Source organism: Algoriphagus sp. (assembly GCF_039969895.1).
Lineage (GTDB): Bacteria > Bacteroidota > Bacteroidia > Cytophagales > Cyclobacteriaceae > Algoriphagus.
Window position 1 is genome coordinate 562,398 of the sequence record NZ_JBDVMZ010000021.1, and the last position, 19,488, is coordinate 581,885.

Consider the following 19,488-nt stretch of genomic DNA (forward strand, 5'->3'; position numbering starts at 1 on the left):
GTGGGTCGGATTAAAAGTCAATAGTTACGTGAAAGAAAATCCTTCTAGAGGTAGGGTATGGAGCAATATCCACGTTGTTGGCTACGGCTTGAGCTCCAAAAGTGGAAGTCTCAGGATCATATCCTTCATAATCTGTGAATAAGAATGCGTTGTTGACAGAAGAGCCTACTCGGATGTTCTGAACGGTATTTCCAAACCAATTATTGAGCGTTTCTTTTGGAAGAGTGTAATACAAGCCTATCTCACGGACTTTTACAAATGAGGCATCCTGAACCCATCGTCCCGCATTATTATATGGCTCTGGTTCTCTCTGTCTTCCATTTGGGATTCCGTCTCCATTGTCATCATCAAACCACCCATTTGTGGTTCCTCCTCCATCAGACAGGAACGAAGTTAGGTTTATGTTTTCTCCTCCGCTTCTCCAGTCAATGAGGAATGAGAATTCAAATCCTTTGTAGATGTTGAAAGAGTTAGAGAAGGATAGATTGAAATCTGGCTGAGCATTTCCCCAGATGGTAAACCCTCCTGGAATTGAAGGGTCTGCAGGCGTACCCACTATAGTAGTTGGAGAATAGCCTTCAGCATATAAGAACGTACCAAGTCCTGATCCAAAACCACCTGAAATGTAGGTTGGAATACCGAGTCTAGTCATTTCAATGTCATTTTGCCAGTAGAGAATTCTGGAGAACCATCTGAAATTTGGCTTTTCTACAACTGTACCGGATAAGCTGAGTTCAAATCCTTTGTTTTGGAGTTCTGCCTCATTACTTGGTGTAGTGTTTACGCCAGTAGATGGAGCCAGATTTAGATTTTGAAGGTTGTTTTGTGTGTTCTTTATGTAATAAGTCGCTTCAAGGCTAAGTCGGTTGTTGAAGAAACCAGCATCAACACCGAATTCTAACTCTGAGGCTGTCTCAGGTTCAATCTGTGTGTTACCTATCGAAGTAGATACTGTGGAGCCTAATAGTCCGCCGATGTTAGTTCCTCCTAGTGGCGTAAACGTTGCACCAAATGGAACTGGTCCCGCTGTCTCGCCATAGGCAATTCTAGGCTTCAATTGACTAATTACTCCACTATTCCAAAAACCGAAGTTTCCGAGATTGAAGGCCACACTAGCTCTAGGGAATGCATAGTACTCATTAGGATCTCCATTCAGGGTAGATTTATCCCATCTGATTCCGAGTGTTCCTATGATTTTATCTTCCCAATTGGCTTCCTGTTGAAGAAAAATTCCAGCTTCTTGAATTTTGCTGTTGAATTGTTCATTGATCTCCTGAATATTAGCTTGCTTTAGGTTTCTTTGGCCAGGAACCAATCCTCTGCCTCTATTGAACAAAGAGCTATTTTCAAAATCCAAGCGGACCAAGCCTACTTGGGAGTTCATATTTACAGTTCCTAAGTTCCAGTTATAAACTAATGCTGCTTGGAAATTGGTGTTAAAGCTTTCTTGTCTTCCGACAAATAGATCCCCAGGATTAGCCTGTGCTCTCTGAAACTGTAAAAACTCAGGAAGATAGATTTGAGTGGAATTTTGTAAATAATCCAATCCTCCTGCTATTGTTGCTTTCAAATAGCTGTTCTGATTTTTGATAATGTCAAAATCCAATGTGAAAGCTTGGATGAAACGGTTCACAACAGAATTGTTTTGAGCATTGTCTGTCACTGACACAGGATTCTCAGAGAAATAAGGGTTGATAGGGTAGGTTCCGTCTTCATTTCTTCGCAAATCATAATAATTTGGCACATAAGCTATGCTGTATCCAATACTTGCACCGGTATTATTTTGGTTTCCAGTAAATCCTCTATCTGTGTTGGATTTGATGTAATTGGAAGAAACACCTAGTCTGATTCTGTCAGAGATCTTTTGGTCAATATTTGCCCGGATGGAATAGCGCTCAAAACCCGTATTTTTAACTGTTCCGTCCTCGTTAGTGATGTTTCCAGATACAAAGAACTTAGTTTTGTCAGTACCTCCAGAAACATTTATTCTGGTATTTAGTAGAAGTGCGGTATTGTTATAAAAGTAATCTTCATAATCTACGAAAGTACCAGAAGCTTGAGCTGCTCTGAATCGCTCGAGTTCTATTGGTCTTCTGGATTCAGGGAAAAAGAAGTTGATTTTTTCTTCGCTCCAATCATCTACTCCCAATAATCTAAGCGGATTTGCAAAACCGACGTCCTGAGAAAGAGAAACGGTAGTTTTGCCTTCTGCTCCTCGCTTGGTGGTGATGATGATTACACCGGCGTTGGCACGAGTTCCATAGATTGCAGCCGCTGATGGTCCTTTTAGCACCTCTATGTTTTCAATGTCAGCTGGGTTGATATCTGCTAGTCTATTCGCTCCATCATCTTGGCTGGATGCACCAGCTCCGGATACTGTAGCTCTACCGGTACGTTGCGATGCATTGTTGATATATACACCATCTACGATGATTAGCGGTTGAGATGCTCCCTGCAAACTTGAAATTCCTCGAAGCTGTATGGAGATACCTCCACCCGGAGCACCACCATTTGATCTGATGGTTGCGCCTGGTACTTTACCGTAGAGGGCACCATCTGTGGTCTGTATAGTGGTGGTCCCTGTAAGGTCTCTTGCAGATACTGAAGTGACAGCATTGGCAAGATTACTACGCTTCACGGAGGAAGCAAGTCCCGTGACCACGACTTCTTCCAAGTTTGTAGCATCCTCATTTAATTGGATGTTTACTACAGATTGATTTTGACTTACTGTTATGGTTTTTTTCAAATATCCTATGGACGAAACCACCAGCTCTACGCTTCCTGTGTTGTTGATATCCAGAGTATAATTACCATCTAGGTCGGTGACTGCTCCTGAAGTAGTGCCTTTGATAAGGATACTGGCTCCAATGAGTGGCTCGCCTGTTCGTTCATCGGACACAGTACCCCTTATGGTGTATTGTGCCCATGATATTCCTATCGTACAGAATAGGAGGATCATAGTGAGTAAAGGTTTGTTCATCATAGTTTGTAGGTTAAAGTTTATTTCTTGTTAAAATCCAAAAAAATATCCTTACTCTCTACTTTTTGAGATGATTATTTCTTCTTTTTATACAAAAGGATGAAAAACTGTTTAGTTATAACAATACTTCCTCTACTCTTCAAAGTACGAAATAAAAAAAGGAGAAACGCAGGTCTCTCCTTCTAATAGGGCTATATGTCGGCCTAAGGCAAAATTATTTCACAATAGGTAAAATGATTCTACTTAGATGCTTTCCACCATGATGAATTGAGTTAGTTGCGATGATTCCTTCAGTCTCATCGTAGGTGTTTCCGCCAGTATTCATGTTTCTGTCAAATCGTGGAAAGTTGGAGCTACTTACTTCTATTCGGATTCTATGCCCCTTAGCAAAGTAGTTGGAGGTGCTCATAGGAGTCATCTTGACTTCATAGACCTCGCCATCTTCCATCCAAACTTCCTTTTCGTAGCCTTCCCGGTAGCGAACACGCTGAATTGTTTCATCTAGGTTGTAGGCTTTTCCATCAGGGTAAACGTCAATCAATTTGATCGTGACATCAGTGTCTTTTGCATCAGAAGAGAGGTATAGGTAGGATTCAATGAAGCCTGAAACTTCGATTCCTTCTTCTAGTACATCTGTAGTGTAAACCAAAATGTCTTCTCTTTTCTCCATCTCAGACTGATCTTTAGATCCCCCGCCACCATTAATGGCGTTACCTGTACAGCAAACGTTGCCTCCATAAGAGTCCACAGGATTCATTGGGTCGTATTTGAATGTATCAGGATTGTCTTTCTTAGGCTTTTTGGTGGTTAAAGTTCCATTGCCATTCAGGGTATTTGCCTTGCCTTCTGAGTCTAAGTACATCGTAGTCATCACAGCCTCAGCTGGTGGCCACACATCGGAAGTTTGCCATTTATTTGATCCCATCGTATAGTACTGAACGCGTGGCATATTCTCCATCACTTCAGATTTTTCGCCTTTTAACCACACATCAAACCACGCCGTGATGATCTCGTCATAGTTCAGTCGTGCATCGCCGACATTTAGGTCACCTACCATGGTGTTTTCTGATGCTCTGGTGAATGAGCAATGCATCACAGGTGCGATCACCAAGTATTGATTGTCTCTCGCTAGCTGAGAGACTGCATTTTGTCTGGCATGATTGAACAGCGCGATGTTTGGTCCGGCAGATACATCAAACCAAGAGACGAACCAAAAGCTTGGCTTGTCAAAGGGTTGCTTGTCATGATACAAGCCACCATTGAACCACTTCGGATCATTAGGCTTGCGAGTAATCATTTCTTCGTAAATCCCCATCGGACCATTTTGATTTCTGATGATATCCTGAATAGGTAGATGTGCTAAAGCCTCTTTGGAGTCAATTCTAGGGTATTCTGGAGACATGTCGTAGAAGCGCTGAAGTCTAAGCAAGTCTTTCTGGCTGATGTCTGGGGATAACTTTGGAGCCATTGGGTCATGTTGAACACCGTAAAGCCAGTTCGTGAAAAGCATCTGACCGGCACCACCTCTGTACCAATTGCCTTGCTCCCAGAAGTCACCGATTTTACCTACACCTGCACCATACCCCTGAGGAACTAAAGCGCCCAAAGCCGGATGATCCAGAGATGCCACTGCCATTTGCCACTCCGCAGTAGAGGAGCAACCCAAGGTTCCTATTTTTCCATTACTCCATGACTGCTTGGCCATCCAATCAAAAGCGTCATACCCATCCGTCAACGGAACGCCTAAAATGTCCCAGTCTCCTTCAGAGAAATACCGGCCTCTTTCATTTTGAACCACGTAGGCATAGCCTTTTTTTACCCAGTCGAGTGCAGTTTGCATGGTACGGGTGTTCATTTCACCATTTCCCCAAGTGTTGAAATTATAGGGAGTTCTGGAAAAAACGATCGGGTATTTTCCATCGCCTTTTGGGCGATAAATATCCGTAGCCAGTCGCACGCCATCACGCATGGGCATCATGACTTTTTGGTCAACGATCGCAACTTCATCCAGCTGGTCGATGATGCTTTTTTCCTGTGAATAGGAAAAAGAAACGACCATGACCAGGAGGAGAGTCAGGTAGTATGTGTAAAGATTTTTCATAGGATAGAAGATTTCAATTCGATTCTAAGTTAACAAACAGAATCAATGCAAGTGGATAAAAATGATGATTGGTTGATATTGTGGTTGAGATAAAGAGCGAGAGCATAAATAGGAGTATTTGCAATTGTTAGGATAAAAAAGGGCATTTCTTGAAGATTTGAAAGGCTGCTTAGATGAAATCATGCCTGGTAGAATTGAAATTTAGATCTCCTGCCCCAAAAAGCAAGTAGCCAAAGACTTATGTGCTGGGAGGGAGGTTGAAATCAAAATCCTTCGCTTTTTACCCTTTTCATTTCGTACATAAAAGCTAAATTTGCGGTCACATCGATTTTTACTCATGAGTAACACCACAGCCAACACCCTGACTACCTGGGTGGAAGTATCAAAAAATTCAGATTTTACAATTTATAATCTGCCCTTCGGGATTTTTCAGAATAAAAAACTGAGTCCACGTGTGGGAATTGCGATAGGAGATAAGATCGTAGATTTGAGTATTCTGGATCAAGAAGGATTCTTTTCGGATATGTTTTTGCCGGAGGGAGTATTTCTCAACGAATCGCTTAATGAGTTGATTGGTCTTGGTAAAGTCACCACCAAAAAAATCAGAGAGCGAGTTCAAGACCTACTTTTGGCCGATAATGAAAAGCTTAGAGACCATTCAGCCAGAGGAAAAGTGATGCTGAACAGAAAAGAAGCTACTATGCTAATGCCGGTGAAAATCGGTGATTACACAGACTTCTACAGCAGCAAGGAACATGCTACTAACGTGGGCAAAATGTTCCGTGATCCTGAGAATGCCTTGCTTCCCAACTGGAAACATTTGCCGGTGGGATACCATGGCAGAGCCTCTTCGATTATACCATCTGGTGTACCGATCACCCGGCCAAAAGGCCAAATGAAAGATCCAGAGACAGGTTCACCGGTTTTTGGACCAAGTAAAAAGCTGGATTTTGAATTGGAGCTTGCCTTTATCACAGGCAAATCCACCAAGCTAGGAGATTCTGTTTCTACTGCAGATGCTGAAGATTATATTTTTGGTTTTGTGTTGTTCAACGATTGGTCAGCACGGGATATTCAGGCCTGGGAGTACGTTCCCCTAGGTCCGTTTTTGGGGAAAAGCTTTGCTTCATCCATCTCTCCATGGGTGGTGACGCTGGAAGCTTTGGAGCAATTCAAAGTAGAAAGCCCAGTCCAAGACCCGGAAGTATTGAGTTATTTGAAATGTGATAAATCCCACAGTTTTGATATTCAACTAGAGACCTACATTCAACCTGAGGATGGCAAGAGCAGCAAAGTCTGTACTTCCAACTTTAAGAATATGTACTGGAACGTGGCACAGCAGCTCGCTCATCATACGGTGAATGGATGTAATATAAACGTAGGGGATATGATGGCTTCGGGTACGATCTCAGGTCAAGAGCCTGATTCATTTGGGTCCATGTTGGAGCTATCATGGAATGGGAAAAATTCTGTAAAACTTGATTCTGGCGTAGAACGAACTTTTATCGAGGATGGAGATACAGTGATTATGAAGGGATTTGCTGAGAAAGATGGAGTGAGAGTAGGCTTTGGAGAGGTTAGAGCCAAAGTGCTTCCAGCTAAATAATTTGCAATAAATACTAATATAAAACCCTGACTTAGTGCAAGTCAGGGTTTTTTTGTGCTTTTTTTTCTCGCATTATTAATTGCTTTTAGTAATTTTATTATGCGTTGAATATCAATTGGTTAGATTGTTTTTTTTGGCTTGGGATATTCATGGGTTCCCGATAGTTTATGATCCGTTTCACAAATGGACCGGGATGTTGATTTTCAATTAGGTCTCATTTTTTAGGAGGCCAATTTTCCTTTTTCCTAAACCTTAATTCTTAAAAAAAGATGGCGAAGCTTAGAAATTTATCCATTACTAGTCCTATCATTTTTGCCCTTCCACTCCGAAGCGAATGGGCAGTAAATCCTGTGGACATTAACAAACCAGTGACAGAGGGAGACTGGGAGGGAGCAGGCAGTCTCAAATTCTCCCGAGGCTATGTTTTGGCCAAAAACGATGCAAGGTACCTCTACCTCATGCTCGATGTGGTCGCTGATACGGGCAACGATTCCGAGACCAATGATTACTTCTGGTTGACATTTGACAATACCCGAGATCGAGCGATTACTTCTGGAGTAGATGTCAACTATGGGCTCTATCCAGGTCAGCCAAATAAATTGGGTAGGCAAAAGTACCTGGGACCTGGCTCTTGGACTGGTTTACTCTCCGATCCATCCACTTCAGGGGTAGTTCAGGAGTTTGGTACTAGCCCAAATTCAGATGTATCTCATCGAATGTGGAAATTTAGGATAGAACTCAGTGAGATCAATGTAGCTCTTTATTGGCCTCTAAGTACAGCATTCACTTACTTTGGCTTCAGAGTTAAATCTAGTAACCCAGGATTTACTACCGACTTTCCTGGTGATTTCTATAAGGATTTCACCAAACTGAGACAACTGATCTTAAGTAGAAAACCAACTATCCCTGCGAAAGATCTCGGACCTCTGGTCGGCAGTGTGGGCTTGATCCCAACTACCAAAATTTCTAATTCCTCTGGCCGTGCTACGACTGATGCCGGTTATTATCATTTTGTACAAAATGCTGCGTTTGGAGGGACCTTGAATTTGATTGGTAACCGGACAAAAATGCAGGAATTGTGGAATGCAGGGAACAGGAAATATAAGGTGGAAATAGCAGGTCCCGATGGAGGATCTTTTGTTAAACTGTTCAGCAATTGGTCGAATTACCGATGGAATGGCTCAACGTATGCTTTGGAGTCATTTGCTCCTAATTCTTACGGATACTATCAGTTGGCGGATCTGGCAGTAGATTACTCTATTGATGATTTGCTGATTCAATTTCCTACTTCAGGTTTATTACCTGGCATGTATAGCGTGAAAGTCACCTTTTTCATAGGTACAAGCTACACGGAACTCGACTCGCAAGTAATTACACTTTTCATAGATAATCACGTTCCTTCCGCCATCATAGAAAGTGTGAAGCATGGAAGAAGTGAGGTGTCTGCCTGTGCAATAGAGACAATTGGAGCTGCTCCTGATGGGTTGAATTTCCGAATTACTGCTAATGACCCAGAAGGGAATCTTCGGGATGTTAACTTCTATGCCACCTATGGGGATGGGTTGTCCTCACGTATTCATTATGAAGAGTACAGTACTGATAAGGCGAATTGGGCGGGATTTGTCAATAAACTGATCCCTGCATCTGGAAACTGGCGACCAGCCCAATCCTGTGCTTACAGTTTTATCGTGGCGGTATCCGCCCGCACCACCAATGGCTATTCCTGGGTGGGACGCAATAGTACGCATCGAAATGTGACGCTCTTAATTGGATAAAAGTAAATGGTCTATCTCTGAAAGCCACTTCTAGTTAGGAGTGGTTTTTTTGTTTATATGCTTATCCTCAATCTTGCCAGTGCCTGAAAGTCGGCATGTTAGAAATAGGTTGAGGCTTGGTGATCTTACTTCTAGTGATCTCAGTGACGTCTGCTATTCAAATTTGGAAAGTGATGAAGGTAAACCCAGCTTCAATTTTGAAAGCGGAGTAGGTTAGATTAAAATGGTTATACGGAAGTATGACAGTATCCCTATTTTCTATAATCATCAGGTTGGAAAACCGATGACCGAAGCGACATCAATTTTAGAGTTTGCCAATTCATCTATTGAATATGACTTCTTACTGGAAAAAAAGCGAATAGTCATCTTGATCAATTTTGAGAATCTAATTCCTGTAATTGAAATCAAAACCACCAGATTTGATGTTGATTCCCTGCATGGAAATAAACTATTCTAAAGATAAAGGCCTGATAACCTATGTGATCGATGGTAAAATCACGAGCAACGATATGCGTCAGTTGCAAGCAGCAAGAAACCAGCTTTCTTCATCATCAACTTTTAAAGTATTGGCTATAGTGACTGCTTTCAAAGGTTATAGCAGTCTCGAAGCGTTGAAAAATGCGCTACTAGGAGATCTGAAAATGCTACCTAAGCTAGCCAAGTACGCGATAGTCACGGATATTTTTTGGTTGAGAAAAGTGGTTTCCTCGTTGAATTATGTAGTGCCTAAAAGTGAGCTGAGAGCATTCACACTAAAAGATCAAAAACAAGCAGAAAAATGGTTGGGGTCTTAATTCGTCCTTGTCCAGCTACTAGAGTGCAGGAAAACGGGAAGATTTTATTCTCTTCTAAGTCCAGCTTCTGGAGAAGCAGGACAACCAGCGAAGCAGGACAACGAGCGAAGCAGGACAACGGGAAATACAAGTTGTGACCTCTGCGTGTCCTCCCTGCGCTCTGCGGTTAAATCGCTTTCACCTAAAATTCATCGTGAAAACCGTGCGCTCATTCGGGATGGATATCACCTGAAGACTTCCATTGTGCAGATTCATAATCTGTCGGGAGATAGCCAGCCCTATTCCACTGCCGGTCTTTTTGGTAGTATAAAAAGGAACAAAAATCCGCTCCAATGCTTCAGGAATAATTCCCGGACCTGAATCTTCCACTTGTATCATCAAACCCAAATCACCCTGTCCCATGGACGAAAGCCCAATGACGCGATCCGCTTGATTTTGTAGAGATTCTGAAGCGTTTTTCACCAAATTGATCAGGATCATCGTGATCTGATCCGGGTCGCAGTGAATCTGTAAATCTGCTGGATGAATCTTCGTTTCTATCTTCACCTCTGCTACTTTCAAGTCCTCCTTCATCAAGTTAAGGACATTCTCGAAGAGCTGGCTTACGGGTAGAGTTACCTTTTTCGGAGCTGGAATATTCGTGTAATCACGGTAAGCATTTACAAAATTCACTAACCCCTTGCTACGATTGGCGATGGTGTCCAAGCCTTCCTGCATGTCCATGAAGCCGTCTTTTTTGATCAAAAAACCCTCCTGCTGCACGTAGCTGTCTTCATCGAGAATGGTGCGAAGTGACTCCACCAAACTGGAAATAGGCGTGATGGAATTCATGATTTCATGGCGAAGTACTTTTGTCAGATTTTGCCAGGCCTCCAGTTCGTTGGATTGAAGTTCTGCGTTGATGTTTTGCAGAGAAAGTAAGGTCCAGCTTTGTCCACCCATTTTGAGAGAAGTGGATTGTATGATCAAATGAAGCGATGGATTTACCCTTTTGGAAATTCTCTGGCCGGGTTTCATTTCTAGTACATCCTCCAGAAGTTTTGGTGAAAGCCTCCCCAGATCCGTGATGTCCCGGAACTGTGGGATCTGAAGCAAATGCTTGGCGGCATTGTTGATCACCCCGATTTTTCCGGCGTCATTGAAGGAAATAATCCCTGTATTGATGTGCTGAATGATGACTTGGAGAAAAAGCATTTGCTCTTCCTTTTCCGCGCGGGTTTGTTTAAACACTTCCATCACTTCGTTGAAAGAGGTATTTACTTCCCGAAAGGAGTTGCCCATTTTACTATCCGAGGTGAACGAGCTTGAAAAATCAGCATAGCGGATAGAGTCTAGAAATCTCGCCAGCTTGTGGTTGATCGAATTGACATAATAAATCATCTCACCAACCTGAAGTAGGGCGACCAAACCCAAAATCCCCGGCGCGAGCCAAAGGTCCTGGCTGTAATATAGCCAGAGGGCAAGGTAGATATTCAAGATGATCCCAAAAATCCTCAGGCCAACGCCGAAGGAGAACCGCTTATAAACCATATTTTTCCAGTCTGCGGTAAAGTGAAGATCGAGTCAGCCCAAGTTCCTCCGCTGCTCGGGTGATGTGTCCATTGTGCTTTTGGAGGGCTTTCCTGATCAAAATACGCTCCACATCCTCGATGTTCAGATGCTCCAAACTTACAGATTCATCCTGACGCTCGGGCTGAGTCATTTTCTGCAAGAAGAGATCCTCAGGTTGCAGTACATTATGATTTGACATGATCACGGCTCGCTCGATGCTGTGCTGAAGTTCACGGATATTACCAGGCCAGTGGTATTTGGTCATGCGCTTCACGAGTGGATCAGATGCTTTTCGAATGTCTTTGTTGTATTTTTTGGAATAAAAAGAAATGAAGTGATCAGCCAAAAGTGGAATATCCTCTACTCGCTCCCGAAGTGGGGGCAGTTGAATTTCTATGGTGTTGATACGATATAGCAAATCCTGGCGGAAGCCATTTTCATACACCATGGAATGAATAGGCATGTTGGTCGCGGAGATCAGGCGGATATTCACATCCACTGGCTTGTTTGCTCCGACTCGCGTGACTTGGCGGTTTTGTAGTGCTGCCAAAAGCTTGGATTGAAGCGTCATAGGCACATTTCCGATTTCGTCCAAAAATAGAGTTCCCTTGTTCGCCTGCTCAAATCGCCCGGCCCGATCTTCTTTGGCATCGGTGAAGGCTCCTTTTTTGTGTCCAAAAAGCTCTGATTCAAAAAGCGTTTGGGTAATAGAACCTAGATCCACTCCTACAAAAGCCTCTCGATTTCTTCGTGAATTTCTATGAATCGCCCGAGCAATCAATTCTTTCCCCGTACCATTTTCCCCCAAAATCAACACATTCGCATCGGTGACCGCCACGCGCTCGATGGTTTCAAACACCTTTTGCATGGACTCGCTTTGCCCTATAATATCTTTAAACTTGCTGTCAATGTCCTGCTGCAAAGTTTGCTTTTGATCCCGGAGCAGATCCACTTCCATTTTCTTTTTGCGAAGCTGCAAGGCAGAATTCAGCGTAGCCAGCAAGCGTTCGTTTTCCCAAGGCTTCAGCACAAAGTCAGTTGCCCCTTCCTTGATCGCTTTCACCGCCAGATTCACATCGCCATAAGCCGTGATCAAAACGACCACTGCCGAAGGATCAAGTTCCAAAATACGATCAAGCCAATAGAAACCTTCCTGTCCCGAACTTACATCTTTGGTAAAGTTCATATCCAGCAAGATCACGTCGTACGATTCATTGTGCGTAAGGATGGGGAGTAGGTCAGGATTGGTCTCTGTATCGACCTGGGAAAAATGCCGCTTTAGGAAAATTTTGGCTGCCTTTAGTAGGTCTTCGTTGTCATCTACAATTAGAATTTTGCCTGATCGCTGCTCGCTCATAGTGAATAGGTGTTAGTAAAAGCTTGGAAAAATATCCTGCTTGCTCCGGCCTCTTGTTCCAAAAGCATACCGAAATAAATACGAGTGGGAATTTGCTAGAAAACGTTTGATTTCGGACGGTATGGGCATGTTTTTGAAGCTAGGATATGGGTTTTAAGGTAGGGAAAAATTATTCGACTTTGAATCCTTTTGTTCGCTTGCGGACGAAAATGTTCGCGAGGTTGACTTCCATATTTTCCCAAATCAACGAAACTAGCCTCTACAGGTGATTTTTTGCATGGCATACCATTTGGCATACTGGGGATAGCCCGAAAATGGCATTTACACACAATGGATAGAAAAATAGCTAAGAAAACCTGGACCCCTAAACGAATCGCGTGGATAGTCGGCGGAGTGATTTTGGTCGCAGGGATTGTTTACCAAATCGGATTTGCAGATCATCGCTCCACGATGAATGTGGAGAAAGACAGGTTGAGTATCGCGACAGTTTCAAAGGGAGAATTTACCGATTATATATTGGTCTCAGGGCAGATCGAACCTGCACAGACTTTTTTCCTCGATGCGGTAGAAGGCGGGATGGTTGCTGAGATCGTGCGTGAATCCGGGGCTGTGGTGGAAGTGGGTGATACGATCCTGATTATGGCCAATTCCAACCTGCAACTCGACGTGATGCAGCGCGAAACGATGCTTTACGAGCAGATCAACAATCTTCGTCAGACACGACTTTTCCTGGACCAAAATGACTTGAGTCAGCAGGGACAACTCGCTGAGATAGATTATCAGATCAGTTTGCTGGAGCCTCAGTACAAAAGATTCAAGGAGCTTCATGAGAAGAAACTCGTTTCTGACCGTGAATTCGAGGAAGTAGCCGAGCAGTACGAATACAACCTGAAAAGAAAGGAATTGACTTATAAGTCTTATAAAAGTGATTCCATCGCCAGATCCTACCAGTTAGCGCAGCTTCGCCAGTCAGAAAGTAGAATGAATGCTTCGCTAAATGGCGTAGGGCAGATCTTGAATAATCTGGTAATCAAAGCGCCGATAGCGGGCCAGTTGGCGATGGAACAAATCGAAGTGGGGCAGGCGATCAACTCAGGCGAGCGCTATGGGCAGATCGATGTGCAGGATGAATTCAAGGTGCGTGTGCCAATCGACGAATTGTATCTCCCGAGAATCGGGCGCGGACTGCGAGGCAAGTTCACCTTGAGTGGCGTGGATCACGAACTGGAAATTACGAAAATCTATCCTACGATCACCAGTGGACGATTTGAGGTAGATATGAGGTTTACTGGTGAAAGTCCTCAGGGAATCCGAAGAGGTCAAAGTGTGAGGATCAGATTGCAGTTGAGTGACAGTGAGCAGAGTTTGCTTTTGCCAACAGGCGGATTCTTCAAGGATACCGGAGGAAACTGGGTATTTGTACTCAACTCTTCCGGTAATGCCGAAAAGCGAACTATCAGACTGGGCAACAAGAATCCTGAATACTACGAAGTGCTCGAAGGACTAGTCGAAGGTGAAAAAGTCATCATCTCAGGGTACGAGAACTTTGGGAAGAATGAGGTGCTGGAGTTGAGGTGATTTAAGACGGAAGAGAGTTTAATGAAGTTCGTCATTGCGAGTGAGGAACGAGCGAAGCAATCTCTTTGTCTTCAAGAACAGATTGCTTCGGGGTTGAATAGATATACTTTAATTTAACCTTAGAAAACCCCTCGCAATGACGTGAAAAGACATTTATCTGTAAATATGATTATCAAATATCAAGAAATTATAAATCATTAAGATTAAGCGCTGAGCATCATCTTACATCCGACAACAAAAAAATGAACGTAATCAAAACAGTCAATCTCCGCAAAATGTACGCTACCGAAGAGGTAGAGACAACAGCTTTGGATAGCATCCAGATCGAGATCAAAAAAGGTGAATTTGTCGCCATCATGGGGCCATCGGGCTGTGGGAAATCCACGCTTTTGAACATCCTAGGCCTTTTGGATAATCCTGACGATGGGGAATATCACTTCCTTGATCATGAAGTGGCCAAATTCTCTGAAAGACAGCGCTCTTCATTGAGAAAAGGGAACATCGGCTTTGTGTTCCAGAGCTTCAATCTAATCGATGAACTTACGGTCTTCGAAAATGTCGAGCTACCCTTGCTTTACCTGAAAATCGCAGCTGATGAGCGCAAAACCCGAGTAGAAGAGGTGCTTTCCCGCATGAATATTATGCATAGAAGAAATCACTTTCCTCAGCAACTTTCCGGCGGTCAGCAGCAGCGTGTAGCTATTGCCAGAGCGATCGTAGCCAAGCCTTCAGTGATCCTTGCCGATGAACCTACGGGTAACCTGGATTCTACCAATGGGGAAGAGGTGATGCGTCTTTTGGAAGAACTCAATAACGAAGGAACGACGATCGTCATGGTAACGCACTCCCCTCATGATGCAAACTACGCCCACCGAATCATCAATTTGTTCGATGGTAAAGTGGTGACTGAGAATATCCGGGAGCAGTTTCATGTGTAACGTAACTGCGAGGAACGAAGCAGTCTGTTAAAAAGAGATTGCTTCGTTCCTAGCAATGACGATCTACTAACTTTTTTCCCAGTCCTCTTCAAGTAAATATTCTTGGATAGATTGCTTCGCCTCGTGCCTCGTCTCTCAATGACGTAACCAACAACTACCAACTAACGACAAAAAATCATGCTCCGCCACCAACTCACCCTCGCTTTCCGCAGTTTTATGAAGTTCAAGAAGATCTTCGCCATCAACTTGTTTGGTTTGGCGATAGGGCTGACCACGGTAATTTTGATTATGCTATGGGTCAGGGATGAGCTGAGTATCAGTCGCAATCACGAGAAAATCGATCGGATCTATGCCGTGATGACCAACCATGACAACAGCGGAGGGATAGTTACCATAGGCATCACACCGGGCGATATGGCGGAAGCCATGAAAGCTGAACTACCACAGGTAGAATTAGCTGCGGGAGCCTCGAATTTTATCGAGGGAGTAACTTTTGCAAATGAACACACGAAGATGACTGGTGCAGGGCTTTTTGTCGATCAAGCGTACTTCGATATTTTCGATGTAGATTTTGTGGAGGGAAATCCTAGCCAAGTCATGACTGGAATTAATAGCTTGGCGATTTCTGAGACTTTGGCTACCAAGCTATTTGGCTCAGCGAAAGAGGCTTTGGGGAAATCCGTAAAATGGCAGGTCTTCGACTTTACCAATGAGGTAGAGATCACGGGAGTTTACCAGGATTTTGGCTCGAGGGAAGTGGATAAGCCAGACTACTTCCTGTCTTTTTCTTACTTCAAGCAGATGCTAGGCGAGGGAAATCACTGGGATAATTACAATGCATCAGCTTATGTGCTACTCCGACCTGATACGGATGTGGAAGCTTTCAATGAGCAGATCGCTGGCTTTATTAAGGGAAAAGAGGAAAGCAGTAACGTAACTCCATTTGTGCAGGCCTATGGTGATACCTATCTCTATGGTACCTATGAAGATGGAAAAATCGCAGGTGGAAGAATTAGCTATGTGAAGCTGTTTTCAGCTATTGCACTTTTTATTTTGATCATTGCCTGTATCAATTTTATGAATCTGACCACCGCCAGATCGATGAGTCGATTGAAGGAGATCGGGGTGAAAAAATCCATGGGAGCAAGCAGAGGAGGACTTTTCGGGCAGTTTATGGTAGAGTCGCTCTTGCTGACGTTTTTTGCTTTGGTGCTTGCGATCCTTGCGACTTATGCACTTCAGCCATTTTTCAATCAGGTCACATCCAAAACGCTAAGCATGTCCTTCCAGCCTGAACTGCTTCTGATTTTGGTGGGAATCTGGTTGCTGACAAGCTTTTTGGCAGGGATTTATCCTGCCGTGTACCTCTCTAAGTTCAAACCTGTTCAGGTGATGAAATCTACTGTCAAGGGAAGTTTTGGGGAGTTGCTAGCGCGAAAAGGCCTAGTGGTTTTTCAATTTGCGATTTCTCTATTGCTCATTATTGGGATCTCCGTGATCGGCAAGCAGATGGCTTTTATCCAAAATCAAAACCTAGGCTACAATCAAAGTCATTTGGTTCAGATCAATGCTTCGGGTGTAGGTCCTAGTCAATTGAATTCTTTTTTAGCGGAACTCAGAAAATCTCCCGGAGTGGAAAATGCGGCTAGCTTGAGTCATCCATTGATTGGGTTGAACAGCTCGACGATTGGTCTGACCTGGGAAGGTAAAAATCCTGACGAGCAAGTGAAATTTGAAAATGTAGCTGTCAACATGGAGTTGATCGAAACAATGGGTTTTGAGTTGGTTGACGGGAGGGCTTTTTCTCCAGAGTTTGGATCGGATAGCACCAAATTGATCTTGAATGAAGCCGCCGTGAAAACAATTGGTTTTGAAGATCCAGTCGGCCAAATCGTCAACCTGTGGGGAGATGATATGGAAGTGATCGGAGTGATCAGGGATTTTAATTTTGAGTCCTTGAAAGAGACCGTAAAGCCGGCTTTTTTGAGATATGAACCGGGCTTCGCCCAAAAAATAATGGTGAGAATTGATGCCCAAAATCAACAGCAAACTTTGGCTTCCTTAGACGAGCTGTTCATCAAGCAAACGGCTCAGCCTATGGATTATTCTTTCATGGATGCCGACTATCAGACCCTTTATGCCTCCGAGCAGCGCGTGTCCAAGCTGGCAAAATACTTCGGTGTAATGGCCATTTTCTTGTCCTGCTTAGGCCTGTTTGGATTGGCTGCTTTCACAGCCGAAAAGCGCAAAAAGGAGATTGGCGTGCGCAAAGTAATGGGAGCCACCACGTTTAGTATTCTGACTTTGGTGTCAAAGGATTTCGTGCAACTCATCTTAATTTCTATCATTATCGCCGTGCCCTTGGCTTGGTATTTTGCTAAAAATTGGTTGCAAACTTATGCCTATCAGACGAGCCTCAGCTGGTGGATTTTTGCTGGATCTGGAATACTGCTAGTGATGATCGCAGTGCTGACAGTGGGAGTACAGGCCTTTAAAGCGGCATCTGATAATCCGGTGAATTCGCTGAAGAGCGAGTAGGGGATTGGAAGATTGGCTTCGCGGTATGGTAACGTCATTGCGAGATCTTACACTGAGGTTGATCTTATTAGAATAAATACAAGATCGAAGCAATCTCTAAAATGAGAACAGATTGCTTCGGGTTTGCAAACGATCCAATTAACGAGTGATCCCAGTTATGCTGCTTCTCCAGAAGCAGCATAAATTGATAATCAAGAATAGTAATAGGATATCGTTGGACCCTTTCAGGCCTGCCTGTCGCAGACAGGGTCGTGGGGTATCGTGGTGTTATTTCGGTCATGGGTTTCACCCATGGCTATTCATGGTTCGATCCTTTCAGGATCATTCTATTGAAGCATCGATCCATGTTGGCATTATTTGTTTCATATGATGACCACGAAGTGGTTCAACTTTTCATAACCGCGGGTGCAACCCGTGGATAGAAGATGGATTATTTGAAATGGTAACCCCGAAGGGGTGGAACTTTTGGAAAATGAAATTACAAATTCGAAAAAATAGAAAAGCGTAGATACAATCTACGCTTAGGCAAACATTCTACTCCCAGTAGAGGGGAGGTGGGATTGTTTGTTGGTTGTTTTCCATGGGTTGCACCCATGGCTATTCATGGTTCGATCCTTTCAGGATCAGAATTCTGAATCTTCAAAATTATAGATAGAATAGATAAAAATCATGACCACGAAGTGGTCAAATCTTGAATAGCCGCGGGTGCAACCCGTGGATTAAGTGGAGTACAGATAGTATATACCAACCCCTTCGGGGTGGAACTATTGAAGAATTACAGCTTATAGAAAATAAAAAGGTGTAGTTACAAACTGCATCTAGTCGAGGAATTTGGGTGGTATTGGCAATGGGTATTATGTAAAAAGTTCGACACCCTTTGGGGTCGCGTGTACATCCGATATTTTATCTGTCCATGGGTTTCACCCATGGCTATTGAGAGGTTTGATCCTTTCAGGATCATTTTTATAGAAAGGTTATTGAAAGAATAGATCCGCACCACAGTCGGCAGACATTTTAGGATGATTTCTACAGTATAATTTATCTCATCAATCCCAAGACCACGAAGTGGTCAAATCTTGAATAGCCGCGGGTGCAACCCGTGGATAGCCGGAATTAGAGTAGAAATGGCAACCCCGAAGGGGTTGAACATAAGCTAAAGGCTTACCTCACAACATATATTTAGGATCAAATTTGATCTCATGTTCTTCTAGCAATGTTTTAAATTCCTCAATGAAGGTGATTTTTCTGTGGTGAGTCTCCTGATTTTTAATGTACGCTATCAAAACATCTTTGCTTTTAATGGATTCTGTAAATGCACCATAGCCATCTTGCCAACCTTTGAATTTCGGGAAAATCTCCTCCCTATCAATGAAATCATCACAGGCCAATTTGATATCCTTAACTAATGAGGCAATCGCAATCGTCGGATGGATATGGGTTAGAATATGTAGGTGATCTTCCACGCCATTGATCCGATATAGGTGACAATTTTTGTTGGTGAGGAGCTGGTGGATGTAGGCAAAAAGTCTGCGTCTGTCGTCCTTGATAAGTGTGGGTTCCCGGTGTTTGGTGGAATAAACGATGTGGTACATAAGCTGGGTGTGAGTGCTCATAAAAAACCGGTTTTAGTGTAAAAATAGGATATAGGAATTTCGGGAATTTGGGTGGTATTGACAATGGGTGTTATGTAAAAAGTTCGACACCCTTTGGGGTCGCGTGTACATCCGGTATTGTATCTGTCCATGGGTTTCACCCATGGCTATTCATGGTTCGATCCTTTCAGGATCATTATATTGAAGCATCGATCAATGTTGGCATTATTTGTTTCATATGATGACCACGAAGTGGTTCAACTTTTCATAACCGCGGGTGCAACCCGTGGATAGAAGATGGATTATTTGACCTGGTAACCCCGAAGGGGTGCAACTTTTGGAAAATGAAATTACAAATTCCCAAAATAGAAAAGCGTGGATACAATCTACGATTTGGCAAACATTCTACTCCCAGTCGAGGGGAGGTGGGATTGTTTGTTGGTTGTTTTCCATGGGTTTCACCCATGGCTATTCATGGTTCGATCCTTTCAGGATCATTCTATTGAAGCATCGATCAATGTTGGCATTATTTGTTTGATATGATGACCACGAAGTGGTTCAACTTTTCATAACCGCGGGTGCAACCCGTGGGTAGAAGATGGATTATTTGACATGGTAACCCCGAAGGGGTGGAACTATTGAAGAATTACAGCTTATAGAAAATAAATAGGTGTAGTT

Annotated in this window: 11 protein-coding genes; 6 read left to right on the forward strand and 5 right to left on the reverse strand. The window is 43.3% G+C overall.

What is annotated here, in order from left to right; all coding sequences use genetic code 11:
* Positions 1-10: 10 nt before the first annotated feature.
* Positions 11-2,980 carry a SusC/RagA family TonB-linked outer membrane protein gene (locus ABJH64_RS17075; protein ID WP_348277166.1) on the reverse strand — a complete coding sequence of 990 codons (2,970 nt, stop codon included), beginning with the start codon at positions 2,978-2,980 and terminating at the stop codon, positions 11-13.
* Positions 2,981-3,194: 214 nt separating this feature from the next.
* The gene (locus tag ABJH64_RS17080) at positions 3,195-5,081 is read right to left on the reverse strand and encodes a CocE/NonD family hydrolase (RefSeq protein ID WP_348277152.1); all 1,887 of its coding nucleotides are present in this window, start codon (positions 5,079-5,081) and stop codon (positions 3,195-3,197) included.
* A 337-nt stretch (positions 5,082-5,418) separates the two neighbouring features.
* On the opposite strand from ABJH64_RS17080, the gene fahA reads away from it, so the two are divergent.
* The 3 genes from fahA (at position 5,419) to ABJH64_RS17095 (ending at position 9,256) form a co-directional block, all read left to right on the forward strand.
* Complete coding sequence (gene fahA, locus ABJH64_RS17085; protein WP_348277151.1) at positions 5,419-6,687, forward strand: fumarylacetoacetase; 1,269 nt, start codon at positions 5,419-5,421, stop codon at positions 6,685-6,687.
* 269 nt (positions 6,688-6,956) lie between these two features.
* The gene (locus ABJH64_RS17090; protein ID WP_348277150.1) at positions 6,957-8,462 is read left to right on the forward strand and encodes a hypothetical protein; all 1,506 of its coding nucleotides are present in this window, start codon (positions 6,957-6,959) and stop codon (positions 8,460-8,462) included.
* Between the two features lie 398 nt (positions 8,463-8,860).
* On the forward strand, positions 8,861-9,256 hold the full coding sequence (locus ABJH64_RS17095; RefSeq protein ID WP_348277149.1) for an STAS/SEC14 domain-containing protein: 396 nt from the start codon (positions 8,861-8,863) through the stop codon (positions 9,254-9,256).
* A 177-nt stretch (positions 9,257-9,433) separates the two neighbouring features.
* On the opposite strand, the gene ABJH64_RS17100 is transcribed toward ABJH64_RS17095, so the two are convergent.
* Both ABJH64_RS17100 and ABJH64_RS17105 read right to left on the reverse strand, forming a co-directional pair.
* Positions 9,434-10,786, reverse strand: a complete 1,353-nt coding sequence (locus ABJH64_RS17100; protein WP_348277147.1) for an ATP-binding protein — start codon at positions 10,784-10,786, stop codon at positions 9,434-9,436.
* Positions 10,776-12,164 carry a sigma-54 dependent transcriptional regulator gene (locus ABJH64_RS17105; protein ID WP_348277146.1) on the reverse strand — a complete coding sequence of 463 codons (1,389 nt, stop codon included), beginning with the start codon at positions 12,162-12,164 and terminating at the stop codon, positions 10,776-10,778. Before ABJH64_RS17105 ends, ABJH64_RS17100 begins: the two co-directional genes overlap by 11 nt.
* A 330-nt stretch (positions 12,165-12,494) precedes the next feature.
* Here ABJH64_RS17105 and ABJH64_RS17110 point away from each other — a divergent pair, with 330 nt between their 5' ends.
* The 3 genes from ABJH64_RS17110 (at position 12,495) to ABJH64_RS17120 (ending at position 17,218) form a co-directional block, all read left to right on the forward strand.
* A complete protein-coding gene (locus tag ABJH64_RS17110; protein WP_348299041.1) occupies positions 12,495-13,742 on the forward strand; it encodes an efflux RND transporter periplasmic adaptor subunit in 1,248 nt (415 codons plus the stop codon).
* Between the two features lie 242 nt (positions 13,743-13,984).
* Positions 13,985-14,680: an ABC transporter ATP-binding protein gene (locus ABJH64_RS17115; protein ID WP_348299039.1), complete on the forward strand. Its 696-nt coding sequence runs from the start codon at positions 13,985-13,987 to the stop codon at positions 14,678-14,680.
* Between the two features lie 177 nt (positions 14,681-14,857).
* Complete coding sequence (locus ABJH64_RS17120) at positions 14,858-17,218, forward strand: ABC transporter permease (RefSeq protein ID WP_348273899.1); 2,361 nt, start codon at positions 14,858-14,860, stop codon at positions 17,216-17,218.
* A gap of 1,166 nt (positions 17,219-18,384) precedes the next feature.
* Here the strand turns inward: ABJH64_RS17120 and tnpA are convergent.
* Positions 18,385-18,831, reverse strand: coding sequence for an IS200/IS605 family transposase (tnpA, locus tag ABJH64_RS17125; protein WP_348273898.1), 447 nt, complete (start codon positions 18,829-18,831; stop codon positions 18,385-18,387).
* Positions 18,832-19,488 lie beyond the last annotated feature (657 nt).